General features: G+C 62.2%; 20 protein-coding genes and 1 tRNA gene. 8 read left to right on the top strand and 13 right to left on the bottom strand.

Annotated elements, in window-relative coordinates:
- Positions 1 to 18 precede the first annotated feature (18 nt).
- Positions 19 to 846 carry a hypothetical protein gene (locus PSPA7_RS25420; RefSeq protein ID WP_012077397.1) on the top strand — a complete coding sequence of 276 codons (828 nt, stop codon included), beginning with the start codon at positions 19 to 21 and terminating at the stop codon, positions 844 to 846.
- Positions 847 to 854: 8 nt separating this feature from the next.
- Positions 855 to 1,679: an abortive infection family protein gene (locus PSPA7_RS25415; RefSeq protein WP_012077396.1), complete on the top strand. Its 825-nt coding sequence runs from the start codon at positions 855 to 857 to the stop codon at positions 1,677 to 1,679.
- A gap of 38 nt (positions 1,680 to 1,717) precedes the next feature.
- Here the strand turns inward: PSPA7_RS25415 and PSPA7_RS25410 are convergent, their stop codons facing one another.
- The 13 genes from PSPA7_RS25410 to lbcA all read right to left on the bottom strand — a co-directional run bounded on the left by PSPA7_RS25410 (position 1,718) and on the right by lbcA (position 14,860).
- A complete protein-coding gene (locus PSPA7_RS25410) occupies positions 1,718 to 4,207 on the bottom strand; it encodes a S8 family peptidase (RefSeq protein WP_012077395.1) in 2,490 nt (829 codons plus the stop codon).
- Between the two features lie 9 nt (positions 4,208 to 4,216).
- Positions 4,217 to 5,200 (bottom strand): AAA family ATPase, encoded by a 984-nt coding sequence (locus PSPA7_RS25405; protein WP_012077394.1) that lies wholly within the window; start codon positions 5,198 to 5,200, stop codon positions 4,217 to 4,219.
- Between the two features lie 37 nt (positions 5,201 to 5,237).
- Positions 5,238 to 5,816: a hypothetical protein gene (locus PSPA7_RS31560; RefSeq protein ID WP_033989083.1), complete on the bottom strand. Its 579-nt coding sequence runs from the start codon at positions 5,814 to 5,816 to the stop codon at positions 5,238 to 5,240.
- A 71-nt stretch (positions 5,817 to 5,887) separates the two neighbouring features.
- On the bottom strand, positions 5,888 to 6,616 hold the full coding sequence (locus tag PSPA7_RS25400) for a hypothetical protein (protein ID WP_071535395.1): 729 nt from the start codon (positions 6,614 to 6,616) through the stop codon (positions 5,888 to 5,890).
- The gene (locus PSPA7_RS25395) at positions 6,603 to 7,790 is read right to left on the bottom strand and encodes a tyrosine-type recombinase/integrase (protein WP_012077391.1); all 1,188 of its coding nucleotides are present in this window, start codon (positions 7,788 to 7,790) and stop codon (positions 6,603 to 6,605) included. Before PSPA7_RS25395 ends, PSPA7_RS25400 begins: the two co-directional genes overlap by 14 nt.
- A 215-nt stretch (positions 7,791 to 8,005) precedes the next feature.
- Positions 8,006 to 9,106, bottom strand: coding sequence for a redox-regulated ATPase YchF (gene ychF / locus PSPA7_RS25390; RefSeq protein ID WP_003151685.1), 1,101 nt, complete (start codon positions 9,104 to 9,106; stop codon positions 8,006 to 8,008).
- A gap of 43 nt (positions 9,107 to 9,149) precedes the next feature.
- Positions 9,150 to 9,734 (bottom strand): aminoacyl-tRNA hydrolase, encoded by a 585-nt coding sequence (gene pth, locus PSPA7_RS25385; protein WP_003151683.1) that lies wholly within the window; start codon positions 9,732 to 9,734, stop codon positions 9,150 to 9,152.
- A gap of 41 nt (positions 9,735 to 9,775) precedes the next feature.
- A complete protein-coding gene (locus PSPA7_RS25380) occupies positions 9,776 to 10,390 on the bottom strand; it encodes a 50S ribosomal protein L25/general stress protein Ctc (protein ID WP_003151680.1) in 615 nt (204 codons plus the stop codon).
- 117 nt (positions 10,391 to 10,507) lie between these two features.
- Positions 10,508 to 11,449, bottom strand: a complete 942-nt coding sequence (locus PSPA7_RS25375; protein ID WP_003099281.1) for a ribose-phosphate pyrophosphokinase — start codon at positions 11,447 to 11,449, stop codon at positions 10,508 to 10,510.
- A 55-nt stretch (positions 11,450 to 11,504) separates the two neighbouring features.
- Positions 11,505 to 11,579: transfer RNA gene (locus PSPA7_RS25370), tRNA-Gln, on the bottom strand.
- 36 nt (positions 11,580 to 11,615) lie between these two features.
- Positions 11,616 to 12,464 carry a 4-(cytidine 5'-diphospho)-2-C-methyl-D-erythritol kinase gene (ispE, locus tag PSPA7_RS25365; RefSeq protein ID WP_012077390.1) on the bottom strand — a complete coding sequence of 283 codons (849 nt, stop codon included), beginning with the start codon at positions 12,462 to 12,464 and terminating at the stop codon, positions 11,616 to 11,618.
- 1 nt (position 12,465) lies between these two features.
- Complete coding sequence (lolB, locus tag PSPA7_RS25360; protein WP_012077389.1) at positions 12,466 to 13,083, bottom strand: lipoprotein insertase outer membrane protein LolB; 618 nt, start codon at positions 13,081 to 13,083, stop codon at positions 12,466 to 12,468.
- Positions 13,084 to 13,087: 4 nt separating this feature from the next.
- Complete coding sequence (lbcA, locus tag PSPA7_RS25355; RefSeq protein ID WP_074197235.1) at positions 13,088 to 14,860, bottom strand: proteolytic complex protein LbcA; 1,773 nt, start codon at positions 14,858 to 14,860, stop codon at positions 13,088 to 13,090.
- Between the two features lie 144 nt (positions 14,861 to 15,004).
- Between lbcA and hemA the strand changes: the two genes are divergently transcribed.
- From hemA to pagL, 6 genes are all read left to right on the top strand, one after another.
- Positions 15,005 to 16,273 (top strand): glutamyl-tRNA reductase, encoded by a 1,269-nt coding sequence (hemA, locus tag PSPA7_RS25350; RefSeq protein ID WP_012077387.1) that lies wholly within the window; start codon positions 15,005 to 15,007, stop codon positions 16,271 to 16,273.
- A 17-nt stretch (positions 16,274 to 16,290) separates the two neighbouring features.
- A complete protein-coding gene (prfA, locus tag PSPA7_RS25345; RefSeq protein WP_003151675.1) occupies positions 16,291 to 17,373 on the top strand; it encodes a peptide chain release factor 1 in 1,083 nt (360 codons plus the stop codon).
- A gap of 1 nt (position 17,374) precedes the next feature.
- The gene (gene prmC / locus PSPA7_RS25340; RefSeq protein WP_012077386.1) at positions 17,375 to 18,205 is read left to right on the top strand and encodes a peptide chain release factor N(5)-glutamine methyltransferase; all 831 of its coding nucleotides are present in this window, start codon (positions 17,375 to 17,377) and stop codon (positions 18,203 to 18,205) included.
- A complete protein-coding gene (locus tag PSPA7_RS25335; protein ID WP_041025524.1) occupies positions 18,199 to 18,957 on the top strand; it encodes a molybdopterin-synthase adenylyltransferase MoeB in 759 nt (252 codons plus the stop codon). The genes prmC and PSPA7_RS25335 overlap by 7 nt, the downstream gene beginning before the upstream one ends.
- Positions 18,947 to 19,744: a glutamate racemase gene (gene murI, locus PSPA7_RS25330; protein ID WP_003151673.1), complete on the top strand. Its 798-nt coding sequence runs from the start codon at positions 18,947 to 18,949 to the stop codon at positions 19,742 to 19,744. The genes PSPA7_RS25335 and murI overlap by 11 nt, the downstream gene beginning before the upstream one ends.
- Before the next feature lie 133 nt (positions 19,745 to 19,877).
- Positions 19,878 to 20,399: a lipid A 3-O-deacylase gene (gene pagL, locus PSPA7_RS25325; RefSeq protein ID WP_003151671.1), complete on the top strand. Its 522-nt coding sequence runs from the start codon at positions 19,878 to 19,880 to the stop codon at positions 20,397 to 20,399.
- Positions 20,400 to 20,514: the final 115 nt, after the last annotated feature.

Raw genomic sequence — 20,514 nt, 5'->3', positions numbered from 1 at the left:
CTAACCAAAGAGGTGGACATGGCACTCCCATCCTTCGATAACTCGTGGCGAGACAGCCAGAGCGTGAAACCGCGCATTCTGGTGTTGGAGGTCAAGGACAAGGAGCGCCCGGAGGCCGAGGCACTGGGCTGGGTGTTGGTCGAGCGGGAGGAAACCTATCGGCGCGATCCTCGTGACGGGACGATCTACGAGGCGTCGATCCGCCTCTCGTATCAGCGCATCACCGCCAAGTTTTCGCACCGGGACGGCGGAAAAGGGCGGTTTGATGGCAGCTACTCGTGCAACTTCAACTCTGTCTCGCTGACATCGCCCTCGATGTCGAAGGGGGCGGTGTTTCTTGATCTGCCAGGGCTGGATGGCCAGCGGATCGGCACCTACCTGATGAATGAGATTGTCCAGTGGGTGCAACAGTGGCCCGAGGCGACCGTCAACAGCATCGAGCTGCTGGCCGGGCAGGCTCACGGTGACAACAAGGCGCGCCGCAACTGGTTTTATGAGCAGTTCGGGCTGGTCTTCGACTACACCGACCCCGAACATCGCGAAGGGCGATCCCGCCCCATGCAGGCCGGGGCATTGGCCACAGTCGAAACGTGGAAGCAGAACATCGTCGAGCACCGGATGCTCGATTATCTGGCGGCTGTCCTCTATGCCGAGGAGCGTGCCACATCGGAGTTACAGGCGCGCGAACGAGCGTGTACCCAGTTGATCGCTGAACAGAAGAAGGCAGAGGCCCGGCCCTTGCGCTGGGCGTTGAGACAACTGTACTACCGCTATGCCAACACGGTGTTCGCCGGGCTCGTCCTGACCATCGCGGTCGGCATAGTGTGGGTCAAGATGAAGGCGTAAGGGAGCGCATGTCCGATCTGACTGGGAGCGAGCGTCGAAAGCTGGAAAAGCTGCTTGGCATGGGCGGCGGCTACGTCCTGAACTTTTCCGACCGTACCTTTGGCGATTTCTTCGATGAGTACCGAGTCGAGATTGATGCCGAGAGGTACAAGGCACGGGGCACTTCCAAGGCCAACAGGATGCGCACGTTCTGGGATGTGGATGGCAATCATGTCGCGGGGCGTGTCATTGGCGGGCTGATCGACTATGCGACCGATGAGCAGTGCTTTGGCGACAGCAACCCTCTACTCATCGACGACTGTCGGAAGATCGCCCAGCGGCTTCTCAGTGACCAGCCAGTGGCCGAATTGGATGCGCTGACCGCCATCGCTGATGAACGGGATTTCGAGGTGGTGGCAGAGCATGTTCGCGAAGCCATCGAGAAGAATCAGCCCGAGGGCGGGCTGGATCGGCTGCATACCTTCGTCAACAAGTTCATCCGCGTGACGTGCGAGCCACACGGCATCACGATCACTCGTGAAAAGCCGCTGCACAGTGTCTTCGGCGAGTACATCAAGGCGCTACGAGATGGTGGACATCTTGAGTCGGCCATGACCGAGCGCATCTTGAAGTCCAGTATATCGGTGCTCGAAGCCTTCAATGACGTGCGCAACAACAAGAGCCTCGCTCACGACAACCCTATCCTCAACTACGAGGAAAGCCTGCTGATCTTCAATCACGTCGCGGCGTCGATCCGCTTCATCAAGGCGCTGGAGATAAAGATCAAGTCAAAGGCCAAGGCGGCAGAGCAACACGCATCACGACTTCCGTGGGCTGACGACATCCCCTTCTAGGCATTGCCCGCAGCACGACGGACGCCCTACGGGGCATATCAGACAGCGATTTCAACTTGAGCCTGAACGATATTCTCAACCACGGAATAGATGTCGACCGTCTCATCTGGCACCTCGATGCTGACGATCAGGCTATAGCGAACACTGTTCTGCCAGCGATCTTGTGCTGCGCGGTATTTCCACCAGCCTCCCACAGGATAAACGGCGATTGTTTGCATGTCCGCCAAGGCTGCGGCAGAACCAGTCCAGACATCGGAGTGCAGCGAGCCTCGCGTCCGAAGCTGAGGGCCAAATTGCCAACCATCTGCATCACCTTCTGGACCGATGTAGTCATCTGCATCTGCAAGCGCATTGATAAATGCTCGGAAATTCTCAAGTGACTGGCCAGGCCGAATGACCTCGAAACGCAGGCCATGCGACTGGTAGCTATATCGTTGCCTATAGCCTCTCCGACCAGGATTGGGCTCAATGAAGTACGAGAGCGTTACCCTCAGCTTCACCTCTAACTCTGGGGGGAGCTGGCGCAAAATATCTGCCGGCCACGGCAGCTCATATAGCTGCATCTCGTTAAGCTTGGGATCGGCCGAACCCGAGGCATCCGCGTTCTTGGTGAATGGTTGAAGATGATCTTGTGCGACCAGCGTCAATTCATGACCGGCGCTATAGCGCGCACGCTCAAGGTTGGTAACGCCGTATCCGACGCTCCTAAGCATCGTCTCTTTGGCGACCTTGGGGCTGTGGTGGCCGCTGAGAACTCCGAAACGTTCCCACATGCGCTCAGTCCACTCTGCTGAGTGTGCCAGGAGCCCACGAACTGTCTCTGGCCAATAGTCCGGGTATTCATCCATGAGAATAGCCGCTTGGCGTGAAACCAATGCGCAGGCGGCACTTGTATCGGCGGATACCTCAAAGAGTTGACCGGCCGCCTTTCCGGATGTTGTCAGAAGAGAAACTGAGTCAGCATCGGATATGGCCGTCCCATCGGGAGACAGCAAACGATTGCCGCCCTCCGCTACAACATCAGGCTTATAAGGTGCCTGCTTCTTCCAACCCCAATTGACAGATGACCTAGAGGCAGGAGCTGCATCTCCAGCTCGGGCAAAGGGCGACCACCCATCAAAGCTTGGGTCATCATTGGTTGTCTTCTCGGTGTATGCCCCAACCGTCAGGGCATTCCATGCCTGCGCCGGGTCTTCTATCTCCGCAAGATGTAGCTGCTCCCAGTGGTCTACGTTTGGCAAGAGGGAGCGATTGTTACCGGCTGAGATCACGAAAAGTCGTTGTTGCCCGTCCTCTGCGCCCGACGAGAATTGATCAACTTCCGCTGACCATGAGGTAGGAATTCCGCCTTCCTTTTCCGAGTCGGCCGTTACTGCCAAGGAATAGACGCGCCGCCATTCGGGTCTCGTTGCTTCCAGTTTGTATGCGGTACCTACAGTAATTGCGCCGTACAGTTCCGGGTCATTCGCACCGCGCGGCGGTATAATACGCCCCGATTCAATGCGATGCTGTAGAGGTATTTCAGACCGACTCACCAGCGCGTCATGCAAATCCCCGAATATCGCCAAGCCGGCTTGTCTGGAGCCATGGTCATTGACCTCATCGTAACGCGGCCACTGCGGCTGCCATGTTTCCGATTGCGGCTGATTGCAGACAGAAGATAGCAATGGATGATTGTAGTTTACGCCGGTATCGAGAATGGCTACAGAAACGGATGCCTCGTCCGAAATTCTCAACCGTGCGGCCAAATCGCCCGCCCATTCACGCTGTTCTTTTGGCGAAGATTCCACCAAGACGTTCGGAGTTTCCTTGGCGCGCCGCAGTTCCTCAAGAGAAGAGATTAACTCAGGGGCACGTTCCAACTGTTGAGAGGAAGCTCTGATCAGAAATACCATGCTATCGAAGAAACTTAGCGAGGTATTTCCGAGTCGCCCGCCGATCCTCTCTGATAGCTGTGCCGCAATGATTTGCGGGTCTTCGCCATTACGTCGCTTGAGCCAAAGCTCCCACCAAATTTGTTGATTGGAGTCCTGGGGGAATAGGCTGGGGGCATCCGTCCAAAACGCACGCAGGTCCGCCAAGCGCATTTCGGCGATACTGTCGATCAAATTGTGATTGCGAGGACCACCTTTCCCATCTTTCTCCGGGTCAAGATATTGCGTGACCTTCCTTTGAAACGTTTCTCGACGAGTCTCAGGAATGAATACCAGAGCAACCTCGCGATCGCCAACCTTGCGGCAAGCGTGCAACCTGAAGTCCCGCGTATCTAGACTGTCTAGAGGCAACTTGATGCCGGGGACTCCGACGATCTCTACAAATATCCCCACATCTTCTGTGATTGGTGGCTCGGCATTCTGCCGTTTCTCATCGTACTGCTGCATTAGATCAGCGTATCTTGCTGACAACTGCTGGCCGTGCGGAATCCGATCTTGAAGAGGAATGGCCGGGTTTCTACCAGTTCTGCGCGATCTAAAATCTTCGTTGGACAGAAAACCTTCGATCAGAAGGTGCCGCTTCTGGTCTGGCATAACCACTCCTTATTCTTTGCCAGCTTGACGTTGCTCAATCGCCTTCAATACAAGCGTGGTAGACAGTTTATTGTCATGATGAAGAACCGCCTCTTTCGCCGCATCTTCGCAGGCTCGTGTCACTTCCGCAGCGCTCAGGCCGTGAGCTGCCGCAGTAACCTCATTCCAAGCAAGAGATCGGGTCTCGAACATGGCCAGCCGGTTCTCGATAATCTTCTGAATTTGGTCATCGCACGGCTTCTCAAACCGAATGATGTCGTCAAATCTGCGATAAAGCGCCTTGTCTAGCAGCTCGGGATGGTTGGTCGCGGCGACGATAATGCTTTCGGAGTCGTCCTGCTCCACGAAAAGAAGGAACGAGTTCAAAACGCGCCGAATTTCCCCTACATCATTTTGCGCTCCGCGCTGGGTGCCGATGGCGTCGAACTCGTCGAAGAGATAGACCGCCCGAGTTTGCTTGATGTGGTCAAAAACAAGTCGCAACTTTGCTGCGGTTTCCCCCATGAACCTAGTAATCAAACTATCAAGAACAATCGTATAGAGCGGTAGTTTCAGCTCTGTCGCAAGCACAGAGGCAGACATTGTCTTTCCCGTTCCTGGCGGTCCGGTGAACAGGAGCTTGCGTCGCGGGAGCAATCCAAATTGGGAAAGGCGATCTTTTTGTCGTTGCTCAAGCAATACGCGATGGAGGCGCTCCAGAACCTCGGCACCGAGGACCAGCTCGCCAATTCTTACTGTCGAGTGCGTAAGCTCAAGCAATCCCCTTAAGTCGCCTTTGGGTTGCTGAACAAGTGGCGTTGGTTTTACCGGCGCGAGCCCCAAGTTGCTATTAACTTGGGATTTTTCAACCATCTCCTTAATATCGCTGGCCAGTTTACGATGGCCTTGGCGAGCCTCTTGAGCTGCGACCTGCAAAGCCGTAGCGTAGAAGCGCTGATCGTCCCGATCAGCATGGCTTCTTAAAAGTGCTTTAATTTGCTCGGCTGTGGCCATTTTTTCACCAATACTCTTATCTCATAATCCTAACGCATCACGGGCCATCTGACCCTTTCCCCTTTCGTGCTGCCGGGGGGAGCGGGATGAAGTTTGGCAACGCCGCCACCCGTTCTTGCGCATCTTCTATCTCTGCCGCCAGCATCGGATCATCGTAAAGACTTACAACCAGATCATCCGGGGTTGGGGTTTCGTCTTTCGATGGACGCCCACGCCCTCTGCTTGGCCTTGGGTAACCTGCTTTCTCAAGCGCCTTTGCCAGCACGTCCAGCGCCTCCCAAATCCGCTCGGGCCGCACTGGGTCCGCCCCGGCCAGAAGCGCCTTTGCGGCCCATCCCATGTGCTCTGCGGCATGCAGCAAATGATGGCGCTGCGCGAGTTCCTGACGCTGCTGATCCCGCTCAGCAATCCACTCCCTGAACTCGTGATGCTCGGCATCAGTGAGCAGGCTATCGAGTTCTGGCGGTAACTCTGTTGCCCAACGATCCAGCGTACCAATGACGACCTGCTTTGAGCGCCGTTTCTCAGGATCATAGGCATACCGCAGCAGGGAGACGGTCTTGCCCTGCCTAATCCGCCCATCTTTGCCTTTGTAGGTCTGCACCCGTATTTGCATGAAGACCGCTTTTCCTTATCCGCTAATTTCCAAGATGATAAGGCCAATACGATGCCGTGGAAAGCTCTGCCTCATGTCTCCAGCCTGATGCCGTTCCATAGCGGTTCCTCAAGCATGAACAGGCGAAGTGCATCCTCACCCGCCTGCGTAACTGCCTGGAGTCCTTCAAGTGGCAGCATTCTGTTCTCGCTTGGGTCTGTCTGGACCCGGATACCCAGCTTGATGATGGACGCGGTAGTGCTCCAGCTCAGCTTCTTCGAACCTGCTTCCAGCATGGAGAACATCACGCAGCGCATCGCGGTTGTCACGTTGCGAGCGTCTACATCATGATCGTTGCGGGTGCCGCATGGGATTCCAAACATGCAAAGCGTTTTCACCAACTGCGCCGCTGTCCGCTTTTGCCGCAATCGGGTGATGTCTGCCTGCTCTCCCTTGATAACCTTAGCCAGCGCGGCGGCATCATGCTCCAACTCTTCCAGTGCGAGCAGTCGCGTAGAGAGCGGAATGGTTTGCCGGTAGTTGCTGTCCAGGCTGGCGGCGTCCTTTGCCTCAAGACTGTTGAGTGCGCCGCGTAGCCGACGAGCGTCGGACGCTACCTTTTCAAGCGCTCGGATGCGCGAAGTATCGGGCGGCGTATCGGTGATGCTCCAGCCGTTCGACAGAAGCCGGAAAAGCAGCTTTTTGTGATCGCTGGACAGGGTGCGCACTGACTCGCAGCGCAAGATTTCCTTCAGCAGGCTGAAGCGGAGCTGTCGCCGCCCCCTCTGGTTGGTGGCTTGCTGACCCTTAGTTCTTGCCATTGAGCACCTCCCGCTTCCAGAGTTCGAGCTTGTCCGCCCATGCCTGCATCATCTCGCGCCTCTCGTCGAGATAGGTGGCATGGTTGTACGTCCGGCGCACAGAATTCGGCTCAGCGTGTGCAAGCTGGGCTTCAATGGCGTCGGGACGGTAGCCCATTTCATTCAGGCGGGTGCTGCCCGTAGTTCTCGTGCCGTGCGGGCTGTAGGTGCCGCTCCAGCCAAGCGCTTTGAGCGCCTGCCGGATCGAATGCGCAGACATCGGTTTGTTGCGGTCATCCCGGCCAGGGAAAAGATGCATCCGGTCGCCGCTGATAGCGTGCAATCGACGCAGCATTTCTACGGCTTGTCGTGGCAACGGCACCAGGTGTTCGCGTCGAGCCTTCATGCGGCGAGCGGGGATGGACCATAGCGCCTTATCGAGATCGAACTCGGCCCATTCTGCCTCCGCAGCCTCGCCTGGGCGAGCGAGCGTCCACCACATCAATTGGATGCAGAAATTCACCTGATAGCCGCAACGGTGGTTGTCGAAGTCCGTGAGCAACTTCCCGATCTGCGCCGTGGTCAGTGCTGTCTTGTGTTGCGTCTTGTTGGCGGGTAACGCCTTGCGGACGGGCCAGACGGGATCGTTATCTGCCCGCAAGGTGGCAACCGCCAGCTCGAAAATGCCGGACATGGTGCGCTTGGCTTCGGCAGCCACGGTCGGCGCGCCGCGCTTCGCCGTCTTGCTGAGGATGTCTAGGACGTGTGCAGGCGTGATTTGCCGCACGGGCATCTTGCCGATAGAGGGAAAGACCACCCGTTGCAGCATGTCCAGCCTGCGGCGTTTGGTGACTTCCTCCCAGTCCTTCAAGGCCAGCCATTCTTTAGCCACGGCCTCGAACGTGTTGGCAGAGTCCTGTTCTCGCTTGATCCGTTCGACCTGTCTGTTCTGAACGGGGTTGATGCCCTGCTTGACCAGCTTCCGTGCCTCTTCGCACTTATCCCTGGCATCTGCGAGGCTGACGCTGGGGTAGTCGCCGAGCGCGAACCATGACCCCTTGCCCGCAAGTTTGAAGCGGTAGCGCCAAGCCTTGACGCCATTGGGTTTGACTTCGAGGTAGAGACCGCGAAAGTCGTTCAGACGGTAAAGCTGCTCCTTCGGTTTGGCAGCACGGCAGTGGGCATCAGTGAGCACGGCAGCACGGGATCAGTGGGTGACATCATGATCATATACACCTTCAAGGTATCAGTCTATCTGCCATATACACCACTGTAGGCACTTTACGCTGGCAAGCTCAGGTCATTGCAAGAGGTTTCTTGAAATGAAAAACCCCGGAAAATCCGGGGCTCTTGCGCTGTTTCTGGGTCTCAATGCAATCTTGTGAAACCTCTAGAAAGAGCTTGATTGGCTCAGACGTTGAAGCGGAAATGCATCACGTCGCCGTCCTTGACGATGTAGTCCTTGCCTTCCAGGCGCCATTTGCCGGCTTCCTTGGCGCCCTGTTCGCCCTTGAACTGGATGAAGTCATCGTAGGCGACCACTTCGGCGCGGATGAAGCCTTTCTCGAAGTCGGTGTGGATCACGCCGGCGGCCTGCGGGGCGGTGGCGCCGACACGGACGGTCCAGGCGCGTACTTCCTTCACGCCGGCGGTGAAGTAGGTCTGCAGGTTGAGCAGGCCGTAGCCGGCGCGAATCACGCGGTTCAGACCGGGCTCCTCGAGGCCGAGGGATTCGAGGAACATGTCCTTCTCCTCGCCGTCTTCCAGCTCGGCGATCTCGGCTTCGATCTTGTTGCAGACCGGCACCACCACCGCGCCTTCTTCCTCGGCGATGGCCTTCACAACGTCCAGGTGCGGGTTGTTCTCGAAGCCGTCCTCGGCGACGTTGGCGATGTACATCACCGGCTTGCTGGTCAGCAGGTGGAAGCTGCGCACCAGGCGCTTCTCCTCGTCACCGAGGTTCTTCAGCAGCGAACGCGCCGGCTTGCCTTCGGTGAAGTGGGGGATGAGCTTTTCCAGCAGGGCCTTCTGCGCCAGGGCTTCCTTGTCGCCGCCCTTGGCGTTGCGGGAGACTTTCTGCAGTTGCTTCTCGCAGCTGTCGAGGTCGGCGAAGATCAGTTCGAGGTCGATGATCTCGATGTCGCGCCTGGGGTCGACGCTGTTGGACACGTGGATCACATTGTCGTCTTCGAAGCAGCGCACCACGTGGGCGATGGCATCGGTCTCGCGGATGTTGGCGAGGAACTTGTTGCCCAGGCCCTCACCCTTGGAGGCGCCCGCCACCAGGCCGGCGATGTCGACGAACTCCATGGTGGTCGGCAGCACGCGCTCGGGCTTGACGATCTCGGCCAGGGCGTTCAGGCGCGCGTCGGGCATCGGCACGATGCCGCTGTTCGGCTCGATGGTGCAGAACGGGAAGTTCTCCGCCGCGATGCCGGATTTGGTCAGGGCGTTGAACAGGGTGGACTTGCCGACGTTGGGCAGGCCGACGATGCCGCAGTTGAATCCCATGCTATGTCCCTCGCGCGCAGAGGTGGGCGCTAGAAAAAGTGGATCAGGCCTTCTGGCTGTGCAGCTTCTGCATCGCCCGGGTCCAGTCCCCGGCGAGCATTTCCGGCAGCACGCCGAGGGCGAAGTCGATGCTGGTGTCGAGCAGTTCCTGCTCGCTGCGCGGGGCGCGGCCGAGCACGTAACCGGACACCAGGCTGCTGTGCCCCGGATGGCCGATGCCAAGCCGCAGGCGATGGAAAGAATTCTGGTTGCCGAGCTGGGCGATGATGTCGCGCAACCCGTTGTGCCCGCCGTGGCCGCCGCCGGTCTTGAGCTTGGCGACGCCGGGGGGCATGTCGAGTTCGTCGTGGGCCACCAGGATGGCGTCCGGGGGGATCCGGAAGAAACCCGCCAGCGCCGCCACGGACTGGCCGCTGCGGTTCATGTAGGTGGTCGGGATCAGCAGACGAACGTCCTTGCCCTGGTGGCTGAACTTGCCGACCAGGCCGAAATACTTGCGCTCAGCCACGAGGCTGATGCCCTGGGCATGCGCCAGGCGCTCAACGAAAAGGGCCCCCGCGTTATGCCGGGTCTGGTCGTATTCAGGACCCGGGTTTCCCAGGCCAACGATCAGTTGTACGGCAGTCACGACGGGAGCCCCTCTCTATAAAAAGGCGATCGAGTAATGAATTACTCGGCGGCGCCTTCTTCGCTACCTTCTTCCTTCACCACGCGGGAGGCGTGGATGTTGGCAACGGCCAGGTCGTTGCCGTGGGCCAGTTGTACCAGCTCGACGCCTTTCGGAGCCTTGAGGTCCGACAGGTGAACGATCTGGCCCAGCTCGACCTTGGCCATGTCGACTTCGATGAATTCCGGCAGGTCTTTCGGCAGGCAGGAAACTTCGACTTCGGAGATGGTGTGGGAGATCTCGCCACCGGCTTGCTTGACGCCAACGGCTACGTCTTCGTTGATGAAGTGCAGCGGTACGTGGGCGGTCAGCTTGTGGTCGGCGACCACGCGCAGGAAGTCGGCGTGCATCACGAAGCCTTTCGCCGGATGGCGCTGCAGGGCCTTGATCAGTACGGTTTCCTTGGCGCCGCCAACGTTCAGGGCGATCACGTGGCTGAAGGCAGCCTCGTTTTCCAGCAGCTTGGCGATTTCGCGCAGTTCCAGGGTAACGGACTGGGGCTCTTTGTCGCCGCCGTAGATTACCGCGGGAACCTGAGCGGCGTTACGACGCAGGCGGCGGCTCGCACCTTTCCCCAGATCGGAACGCACTTGGGCATTCAGAATAAAGTCGACCATTGTGTCTCTCCAAAAATAACAATGCGCCCGAACGCTTGCGACCAGCGTTCGGGCGATTTCAAAGGCCCCGCCGCAGCGGGGCGTTTTCGTTCAGGCGCGTTCGCCGAGGCCGGGGCCTCAGCGGAACATCGCGCTGATCGATTCTTCGTTGCTGATCCGGCGCATGGCTTCCGCGACGACCGGAGCGATGTCCAGCTGGCGGATGCGGCCACAGGCCTGGGCAGCGGCGGACAGCGGGATGGTATTGGTCACCACCAGCTCGTCCAGTACGGATTTCTCGATGTTCTCGATGGCGCGGCCGGACAGCACCGGGTGGGTGCAGTAGGCGATGACCTTGGCGGCGCCATGCTCTTTCAGGGCCTTGGCGGCGTGGCCGAGGGTGCCGGCGGTATCGACCATGTCGTCGACCAGCACGCAGGTGCGGCCTTCGACGTCACCGATGATGTGCATCACCTCGGACTGGTTGGCCTTGGGGCGGCGCTTGTCGATGATCGCCAGGTCCACACCCAGGGACTTGGCCACGGCGCGCGCGCGCACCACGCCACCGATGTCCGGGGAGACGATCATCAGGTTCTCGAAGCGCTGGTCCTCGATATCGTCCACCAGCACGGGCGAACCGTAGATGTTGTCTACCGGGATATCGAAGAAGCCCTGGATCTGGTCCGCGTGCAGGTCGACCGTGAGGACACGGTTGACGCCGACCACGGTCAGCATGTCGGCCACTACCTTGGCGCTGATGGCCACGCGGGCGGAGCGCGGACGGCGATCCTGGCGGGCATAGCCGAAGTAGGGGATGACGGCGGTGATACGAGTGGCCGAGGAGCGGCGGAAGGCATCGGCCATCACCACCAGTTCCATCAGGTTGTCGTTGGTCGGCGCGCAGGTCGGCTGAATCAGGAATACGTCCTTGCCGCGGACGTTTTCGTTGATTTCGACGCTGATTTCGCCATCGGAGAATTTGCCAACTGAAACATCGCCAAGAGGAATGTGCAGCTGACGCACGACGCGTCGTGCAAGATCGGGGTTAGCGTTCCCCGTGAAGACCATCATCTTGGACACGCTACAGGTACCTGTGTCGACCGAAGGGATCCGGATGAAATACAGAAGAGGAAAATGGCAGGGGCGGCTGGATTCGAACCAACGCATGGCAGGATCAAAACCTGCTGCCTTACCGCTTGGCGACGCCCCTGTGGTATTGCCCGAATGCCGTTTCGGCATTCCTTTCTCAGACCAGAGTTTCCAGCTTCCGGTGCAACATCGAGACGTTGCTTCCCTTGGCGACGAACCTCTGAAGGTGGTCTGGAAGAAGGGCCGAGACTTTATCAGCTTCAGCTTTGTTTGGGAAGCTCCCAAACACACAACCTCCAGTGCCGGTTAATCTAGCTGAAACAAATTTGTTTAGCAAGATCAAAGCGTTACGAACTTCTGGGTAACGCCTCTCGACTACCGGCTGACAGTCGTTTCGGCTGTCCCCCTCGAGAACGGTGCGCACTTTAATGGCGGGAGAATCGCGTGTCAACAGTGGATCTGAAAAAATTTCTGCTGTGCTGACAAGTACTTGCGGAACCACGACGAGATACCAGGGCTCCGGGATGTCCACCGGGGTGAGCTTTTCCCCCACGCCTTCGGCGAAAGCCGCGCGTCCGCGGGTGAAGACCGGCACGTCGGCGCCCAGGCGCAGGCCCAGGGCGGCGATGCGATCCTCGTCCCAGCCGAGGTTCCAGAGATGGTTCAGGGCCAGGAGCGTCGTGGCGGCGTCGGAGCTGCCGCCGCCGATGCCGCCGCCCATGGGCAGGCGCTTGTCCAGCCAGATGTCGACGCCTTGCGTACTGCCGGAGGCTTCCTGGAGCACGCGCGCGGCGCGCACGATCAGGTTGCCGTCGTGAGGCACCCCGGCGATTTCCGTGTGCAGGCGTACCTGGCCGTCCTCGCGGGTTTCGAAATGCAATTCGTCGCCGTGGTCGAGGAACTGGAACAGGGTCTGCAACTCGTGGTAGCCGTCGGCGCGACGGCCGAGGATGTGCAGGAACAGGTTGAGCTTGGCCGGCGCCGGCAGGCTGAGACGCACGGCCATGTCAGCGGCCGAGCTGGCGCGGCTGCCAGTCCTTGATCACCAGGGTTATGTCGAGGTCCTGGCCGTGCAGCTTCAGGCGCTCGGGCAGCCAGTAGCCGTTCTGCTCGGCGTAGCGGGTGTATTCGATCTGCCAGCCGTCCTGTTCCAGGCGCGCCAGGCGGCTGTCGGCGTCGAGGGTCAGGCGGCTCTTGCTGTCCGGCGCGGGGAGGCCGCGCACCCACCAGAGCAGGTGCGAGACCGGCAGGCGCCAGCCGAGCTGTTGTTCCAGCAGGGCTTCCGGGGATTCCGCCTGGTAGCGGCCCTGCCCGGCGACTTCCAGGCTCACCGCGCCTTCACGCCCGGTCAGGCGGGCGGCGCCGCGGCCGAGCGGGCCGGACAGGCGGATGTCGTAGTAGCCCTGGCGCTGCAGCCAGAACAGAGTCCCGCTGCCGGAGTCGCGCGGGGCGCGGATGCCGACCTTGCCGTCGATCTGCCAGGCATCCAGCTCGCTGAGCTGTTGCTTGTGGGTTTTCCAGGTCTGCGCATCGCCCTGGCCTTCCAGGGCTTCGTGGGAGGTCAGGCCGGCGCAGCCGCTGAGCAGGGCCAGCGCGGAGGCGGCGAGGAAAAGACGTAGACGCATGGCTTCAAGGAGTCTCGGCGCCGGTCAGGCGCTTGATGGTGCGGCGCAGCACGTCGCTGTCGGGCTGCTTGTCGAGGTATTCGCGCCAGATGGCCCGGGCGTCGCCCTGGCGCCCCTGGGCCCAGAGGACTTCGCCCAGGTGCGCGGCGACCTCGTGGTCGGGATAACGTTGCAGTGCCTGGCGCAGGTAGCGCTCGGCATCCGCCAGCTTGCCCTGGCGATAGTTGATCCAGCCCATGCTGTCGAGGATCGCCGGGTCGTCCGGGTTCAGCTTGTGCGCCTTGAGGATCAGCTCGCGGGCCTCGGCGTAGCGGGTGGTGCGGTCGGCCAGGGTGTAGCCGAGGGCGTTGAGGGCCATGGCGTTGTCCGGCTCGCGGGCGATGACGAAGCGCAGGTCCTTTTCCATCTGCGCCAGGTCGTTGCGCTTTTCCGCCAGCATCGAGCGGGTATAGAGCAGGTTGAGGTCCTCCGGATACTGCTTCAGGCCTTCCTGGATGGCCTGCCAGGCCTTTTCCTGCTGCTCGTTGCCGGACAGTGCCTCGGCTTCGATCAGGTACAGCTGGATGGCATAGTCGGGCTGCTCGCTGCGCGCCTTGTCCAGGCGCCGGGCGGCTTCGTCGACGCGCCCGGCCTTGAGCAGGACGTCGGTCTGGCGCAGTTGTGCCGGGAGGAAGTCATTGCCCGGGCCGACCTGGGCGTATTCGTCGAGGGCGCGTGCGGTGTCCTTCTGTTCCTCGGCCAGGCGGCCGAGGTTGAAGTGGGCGGCGTCGACATGGCTCTCGCGCTCGACCAGTTCCTCCAGGTAGACCCTGGCCTCGTCCCAGGCCTGGGCCTCCAGGCAGACCAACGCCAGGGAGAAGCGCAGGTCGTCGTCGTCGGGGAACTGCTGGACCAGTCCGGCGAACTCGGCCTTGGCGTCGTCCAGGCGATTCTGTTCCACCAGCAGGCGCGCGTAGGCCAGGCGCACGCGCTTGTCGTCCGGGTGTTCCTTGATCCCGGCCTTGAGCAGCGGCAGGGCCTCGTCGCTGCGCTTCATGCTCTGCAGCAGGCGCGAGCGCAGCAGCAGCGGGGCGACGTCGTGACGGCTCGCGGAATTGTCCTCGAGCAGGCTCAGGGCCTCGTCGGGACGGCCGTCCTGTTGCAGCAGCAGGGCCTTGCCAAACAGCAGCTGGCCGTTGTTCGGGTACTTCTTCAGCAGGTGGTCGAAGCTCTGCAACAGGCCGGCGCGGGTGTCCGGGTCGGTTTCCGCGGCCGAGAGGGCGAGGAAATCGAAGTGCGTGTCGCCCTGGCCGTTGAGGACCTTTTCCATGTACACCATGGATTCCTCGTAGCGCCCGGCGCGGGCCAACTGGATCGCGGCGGCGCGCTGGGCGTCGAGGTTGTCCGGCGCGCTGCGCGCCCAGAGCAGCGAGGTGTCGAGGGCTTCCTGATCGGCGCCGAGGTATTCGGCGATGCGGAAGGCTCGCTCGGAAACCCCGGGATCGCGGGTCTTCTGCGCCTGAACCACGTAATTGCTCAGGGCGATGTCGAAGCGGTTGCGCTGCCCGGCCAGTTCGGCCACCAGCAGCGAATACAGGCTGTCCTCGCTGAAGGAGCCATACTTCTCCGGCTTGGCCTGGGTCTCGGCCGCGGTGTCTTCCACCGGCGGGGTGCCATCGGGGGTCTTGTGGGTAAGTGACTGGCAGCCGCCGAGCAGCAGCGTGACGGTCAGCAGCGCAAGGGATTTGTTCATAGAGGAAGAAAGCCGGCCTTGAACCTGCGAGGGTGGCGCCATCATGACATAAGCCGTCCGGCAAGCCCAAGGGGGCCGGGACGGGGCGTCGATGAAGCTGTCTATGGGGTCAATACATCGGCAGTGGTTGTCCTGCCCCTGGCGAAGTAGGAGAATTGCGCGTTTCCCCGATTAGCTCAGCGATCCTGCATGGCCTTCATTGCCCTCGGCATCAATCACAAGACCGCCTCCGTGGCTGTCCGCGAGCGCGTGGCTTTCACTCCGGAGCAGATGGTCGAGGCGCTGCAGCAGCTCTGCCGCCTGACCACCAGCCGCGAGGCGGCCATCCTGTCGACCTGCAACCGGAGCGAACTCTACCTGGAGATCGACCACCCGACCGCGGACGACGTGCTCGCCTGGCTGGCGGACTACCACCGACTGACCCTCGACGAGCTGCGCGCCTGCGCCTACGTGCACCAGGACGAGGACGCGGTGCGCCACATGATGCGCGTGGCCTCCGGACTCGACTCGATGGTCCTCGGCGAGCCGCAGATCCTCGGCCAGATGAAGTCGGCCTATGCCGTGGCGCGCGAGGCCGGCACCGTCGGCCCGCTGCTCGGCCGCCTGTTCCAGGCCACCTTCAGCACGGCGAAGACCGTCCGCACCGACACCGCCATCGGCGAGAACCCGGTGTCCGTGGCGTTCGCCGCAGTGAGCCTGGCCAAGCAGATCTTCAGCGACCTGCACCGCAGCCAGGCGCTGCTGATCGGCGCCGGCGAAACCATCACCCTGGTCGCCCGCCACCTGTTCGAGCAGGGCGTGAAGCGCATCGTGGTGGCCAACCGTACCCTGGAGCGCGCCAGCCTGCTGGCCGAGCAGTTCGGCGCCCACGCCGTGCTGCTCTCGGAGATCCCCGAGGAACTGGCCAACAGCGACATCGTCATCAGTTCCACCGCCAGCCAGTTGCCGATCCTCGGCAAGGGTGCGGTGGAGCGCGCGCTGAAGCAGCGCAAGCACAAGCCGATGTTCATGGTCGACATCGCCGTGCCGCGCGACATCGAACCGGAAGTCGGCGAGCTGGACGACGTCTACCTCTATAGCGTCGACGACCTCCACGAAGTGGTCGCGGAGAACCTCAAGAGCCGCCAGGGCGCTGCCCAGGCCGCCGAGGAACTGGTCGGCAGCGGCGTCACCGAGTTCATGCAGCGCCTGCGCGAGCTGGCTGCGGTGGATGTGCTGCGCGCCTACCGGCAGCAGGCCGAGCGCCTGCGCGACGACGAACTGGGCAAGGCCCAGCGGCAACTGGCCAACGGCGCCGACCCGGCCGAGGTGCTGGCCCAGCTGGCTCGCGGCCTGACCAACAAACTGCTGCACGCGCCCAGCGTGCAGATGAAGAAAATGTCCGCCGAGGGCCGCATCGATGCGCTGGCCCTGGCCCAGGAGCTGTTCGCCCTCGACGAGGGCGCGCCGCGCCACTGACCGGTACCTATGCCTGCATGAAAGCTTCTCTGCTGAAAAAGCTGGATGTCCTCAGCGATCGCTACGAAGAATTGACGGCGCTGCTCGGCGACGCCGAAGTGATCAGCGACCAGACCCGCTTCCGCGCCTATTCCCGCGAGTACGCCGAGGTCGAGCCGGTGATCCTGGCGTTCCGCGACTACCGCAAGGTGCAGGCCGACCTCGAGGGCGCCCAGGCGCTGCTCAAGGACAGCGATCCGGAGCTGCGCGATCTCGCCGAGGAGGAGGTCGCCGAGGCGCGCGAGCGCCTGGCCGCCCTAGGCGACAGCCTGCAGCGCATGCTGTTGCCCAAGGACCCCAACGACGGCCGCAACGTGTTCCTGGAAATCCGCGCCGGCACCGGCGGCGACGAGGCGGCGATCTTCTCCGGCGACCTGTTCCGCATGTATTCGCGCTACGCCGAGCGCCAGGGCTGGCGGGTCGAGACGCTGTCGGAGAACGAGGGCGAGCATGGCGGTTATAAAGAGGTGATCGCCCGGGTCGAGGGCGAAAACGTCTACGCCAAGCTCAAGTTCGAGTCCGGCGCGCACCGTGTGCAGCGGGTCCCGGAAACCGAATCCCAGGGCCGCATCCACACCTCCGCCTGCACCGTCGCGGTGCTGCCGGAGCCGGACGAGCAGGCGGCGATCGAGATCAATCCGGCCGACCTGCGGGTGGACACCTACCGTTCCTCCGGCGCCGGCGGCCAGCACGTCAACAAGACCGATTCGGCGGTGCGCATCACCCACCTGCCCAGCGGCATCGTGGTGGAATGCCAGGAAGAGCGCTCGCAGCACAAGAACCGTGCCAAGGCCATGGCCTGGCTGGCGGCCAAGCTCAACGACCAGCAGCAGGCCGCGGCGCAGCAGGCGATCGCCAGCACGCGCAAGCTGCTGGTGGGCTCCGGCGACCGTTCCGAACGCATCCGTACCTACAACTTCCCGCAAGGGCGGGTCACCGACCACCGCATCAACCTCACCCTGTATTCCCTGGGCGAGGTGATGGAAGGTGCGGTGGAACAGGTGATCGAGCCGCTGCTGCAGGAATACCAGGCCGATCAGCTGGCCGCCCTGGGCGACTGACATGACCACCATCTGCACCCTTCTGAAGGATTCCCAACTGCCCGATTCACCCAGCGCCCGGCTCGACACCGAACTGCTGCTGGCGGCGGCGATGGGCAAGCCGCGCAGCTTCCTGCGTACCTGGCCGGAGCGTATCGTGCCGCGCGAGGCCAACGAACTGTTCGACGACTGGATCGCCCGTCGCCGTAACGGCGAGCCGGTGGCCTACATCCTTGGCCACCAGGGCTTCTGGAGCCTGGACCTGGAGGTTGCGCCGCATACCCTGATCCCGCGCCCGGACACCGAGTTGCTGGTGGAAACCGCGCTGGCGACCCTCGCGGCGGACAGCGCCACCGTCCTCGACCTGGGCACCGGCACCGGCGCCATCGCCCTGGCCCTGGCCAGCGAACGGCCGCTATGGACAGTGACTGCGGTGGACCGTGTGGAGGAGGCCGTGGCGCTGGCCGAGCGCAATCGCCAGCGGTTGCTGCTGGAGAACGTCGAGGTGTGCCACAGCCACTGGTTTTCCGCACTCGACGGGCGTCGTTTCCGGATGATCGTCGGCAATCCGCCGTACATTCCCGCCAGCGACCCGCACCTGAGCGAGGGCGACGTGCGCTTCGAGCCGAAGAGCGCGCTGGTCGCCGGCAACGACGGGCTCGACGATATCCGCCAGATCGTCGAGCAGGCGCCAAGGTACCTGCTGGCCGAAGGCTGGCTGCTGCTCGAACACGGCTATGATCAGGGAGCCGCGGTACGCGACCTGCTCGGCGCCCGCGGTTTCGCCGGAGTGCGCACGCTGCGCGATCTCGGCGGCAACGAGCGGATCACTCTCGGACAATGGACATGCTGAGCGACGAGGAACTGCTGCGCTACAGCCGTCAGATCCTGCTGGCGCAGGTCGACGTCGAGGGCCAGCTGCGCCTGAAGCGCAGCCGCGCGCTGATCGTCGGCCTCGGCGGCCTGGGCTCGCCGGTGGCGCTGTACCTGGCCGCAGCCGGGGTCGGCGAACTGCACCTGGCGGATTTCGACAGCGTCGACCTGACCAACCTGCAACGCCAGGTGATCCACGACGGCGCCAGTGTTGGAGTCGCCAAGGTGGATTCGGCGATCCGGCGGCTGCAGGCTTTGAATCCGCACATCCGCCTGGTTCCCCATGGCGCCGCGCTGGACGAGGACTCCCTCGATGCAGCCGTGGCGGCGGTCGACCTGGTGCTCGACTGCACCGACAACTTCGCCACCCGCGAGGCGGTCAACGCCGCCTGCGTGCGCGCCGGCAAGCCGCTGGTCAGCGGCGCGGCGATCCGCCTCGAAGGCCAGCTTTCGGTATTCGATACCCGCTGCGATGAAAGCCCCTGCTACCACTGTCTCTACGGCCACGGCAGCGAGGCCGAGCTGACCTGTAGCGAAGCCGGGGTGATCGGCCCGCTGGTGGGACTGGTGGGCAGCCTGCAGGCGCTGGAGGCGCTGAAACTGCTGGCTGGCTTCGGCGAACCGATGATCGGCCGGCTGCTGCTGGTGGACGCCCTGGGCACGCGCTTCCGCGAACTGCGGGTACGTCGCGATCCGTCCTGCGCGGTCTGCGGGCAACGTCATGGCGGCTGAGTCGGCGCCGGTCGGGGTGTTCGACTCCGGCGTCGGCGGGCTCAGCGTGCTGCGCGAGATCCGCGCGCGGTTGCCGGCCGAATCCCTGCTTTACGTTGCCGACAACGCCCACGTGCCCTATGGCGAGAAGAGTGCGGAGTACATCCGCGAGCGCTGCGAGCGGATCGGCGATTTCCTTCTGGAGCGGGGCGCCAAGGCCCTGGTGCTGGCCTGCAACACAGCGACGGCTGCGGCTGCGGCGGAGTTGCGCGAACGCTATCCGCAGGTGCCGTTGGTGGCCATGGAGCCGGCGGTCAAGCCAGCGGCGGCGGCTACCCGCAATGGCCGGGTTGGCGTGCTGGCCACCACCGGCACCCTGAAGAGCGCGCGCTTCGCCGCCTTGCTCGATCGTTTCGCCAGCGACGTGCAGGTCTTCACCCAGCCCTGCCCGGGGCTGGTCGAGCGTATCGAGGCCGGCGATCTCCACGGGGCGAGGACCCGGGCGCTGCTGGAGCGCCTGCTGGGTCCCATTCTCGAACAGGGCTGCGATACGCTGATCCTCGGTTGCACTCACTATCCCTTCGTCAAACCCTTGCTGGCCGAGCTGATCCCGGCGGATATCGCGGTGATCGACACGGGAGCGGCTGTCGCCCGGCAGCTCGAGCGCGTATTGTCGACGCGAGCGCTGCTGGCCTCTGGCCAGGCCGCGGCACCGCGTTTCTGGACCAGCGCGTTGCCGGAGGAGATGGAAAGAATCCTGCCGATTCTCTGGGGGAGCCAGGAAAGTGTAGGAAAATTAGACGTTTAGCTGTTACTGGCAGACTTGTCAGCGATTTTTTGAACTAAAGCGTTTGGTCTAGTATCTGCTTTAGTAAGTGCGCTCTTATAATGCGCAGCTTGAATGCGGGGGCTTTCATGCAACTTTCGAAAAGGACGTTTCAATGAAGAAACTACTTCCGCTGGCCGTTCTGGCCGCACTTTCCTCCGTCCACGTGGCGTCGGCCCAGGCGGCTGACGTCTCGGCCGCCGTCGGTGCGACCGGCCAGTCGGGCATGACCTATCGCCTGGGCCTGAGCTGGGATTGGGACAAGAGCTGGTGGCAGAGTTCCACCGGCCGCCTGACCGGCTACTGGGATGCGGGCTACACCTACTGGGAAGGTGGCGACGAAGGCGCCGGCAAGCATTCGCTGTCGTTCGCCCCGGTGTTCGTCTACGAGTTCGCCGGCGATTCGATCAAGCCGTTCATCGAGGCCGGTATCGGCGTGGCGGCGTTCTCCGGCACCCGGGTCGGCGACCGGGACCTGGGCTCCTCGTTCAACTTCGAAGACCGCATCGGTGCCGGCCTGAAGTTCGCCAACGGCCAGTCGGTCGGCGTACGCGCGATCCACTATTCCAACGCCGGCCTGAAGCAGCCGAACGATGGTATCGAGTCCTACAGCCTGTTCTACAAGATCCCGATCTAGTCGGTACTTGTCCACAGGTGAAAGAAAGCCGGGTCCATCCCGGCTTTTTCATGCCTGCGACATGGGGCGGGCGGTTGGCCTGGCGGACGATCGCTTGCGACCCGCCGCCGCCGTT

It is taken from the genome of Pseudomonas paraeruginosa PA7 (assembly GCF_000017205.1).
Lineage (GTDB): Bacteria > Pseudomonadota > Gammaproteobacteria > Pseudomonadales > Pseudomonadaceae > Pseudomonas > Pseudomonas paraeruginosa.
Note: the sequence above shows the minus strand (reverse complement) of the source record. Positions and strands in the feature narration are given on the sequence as shown.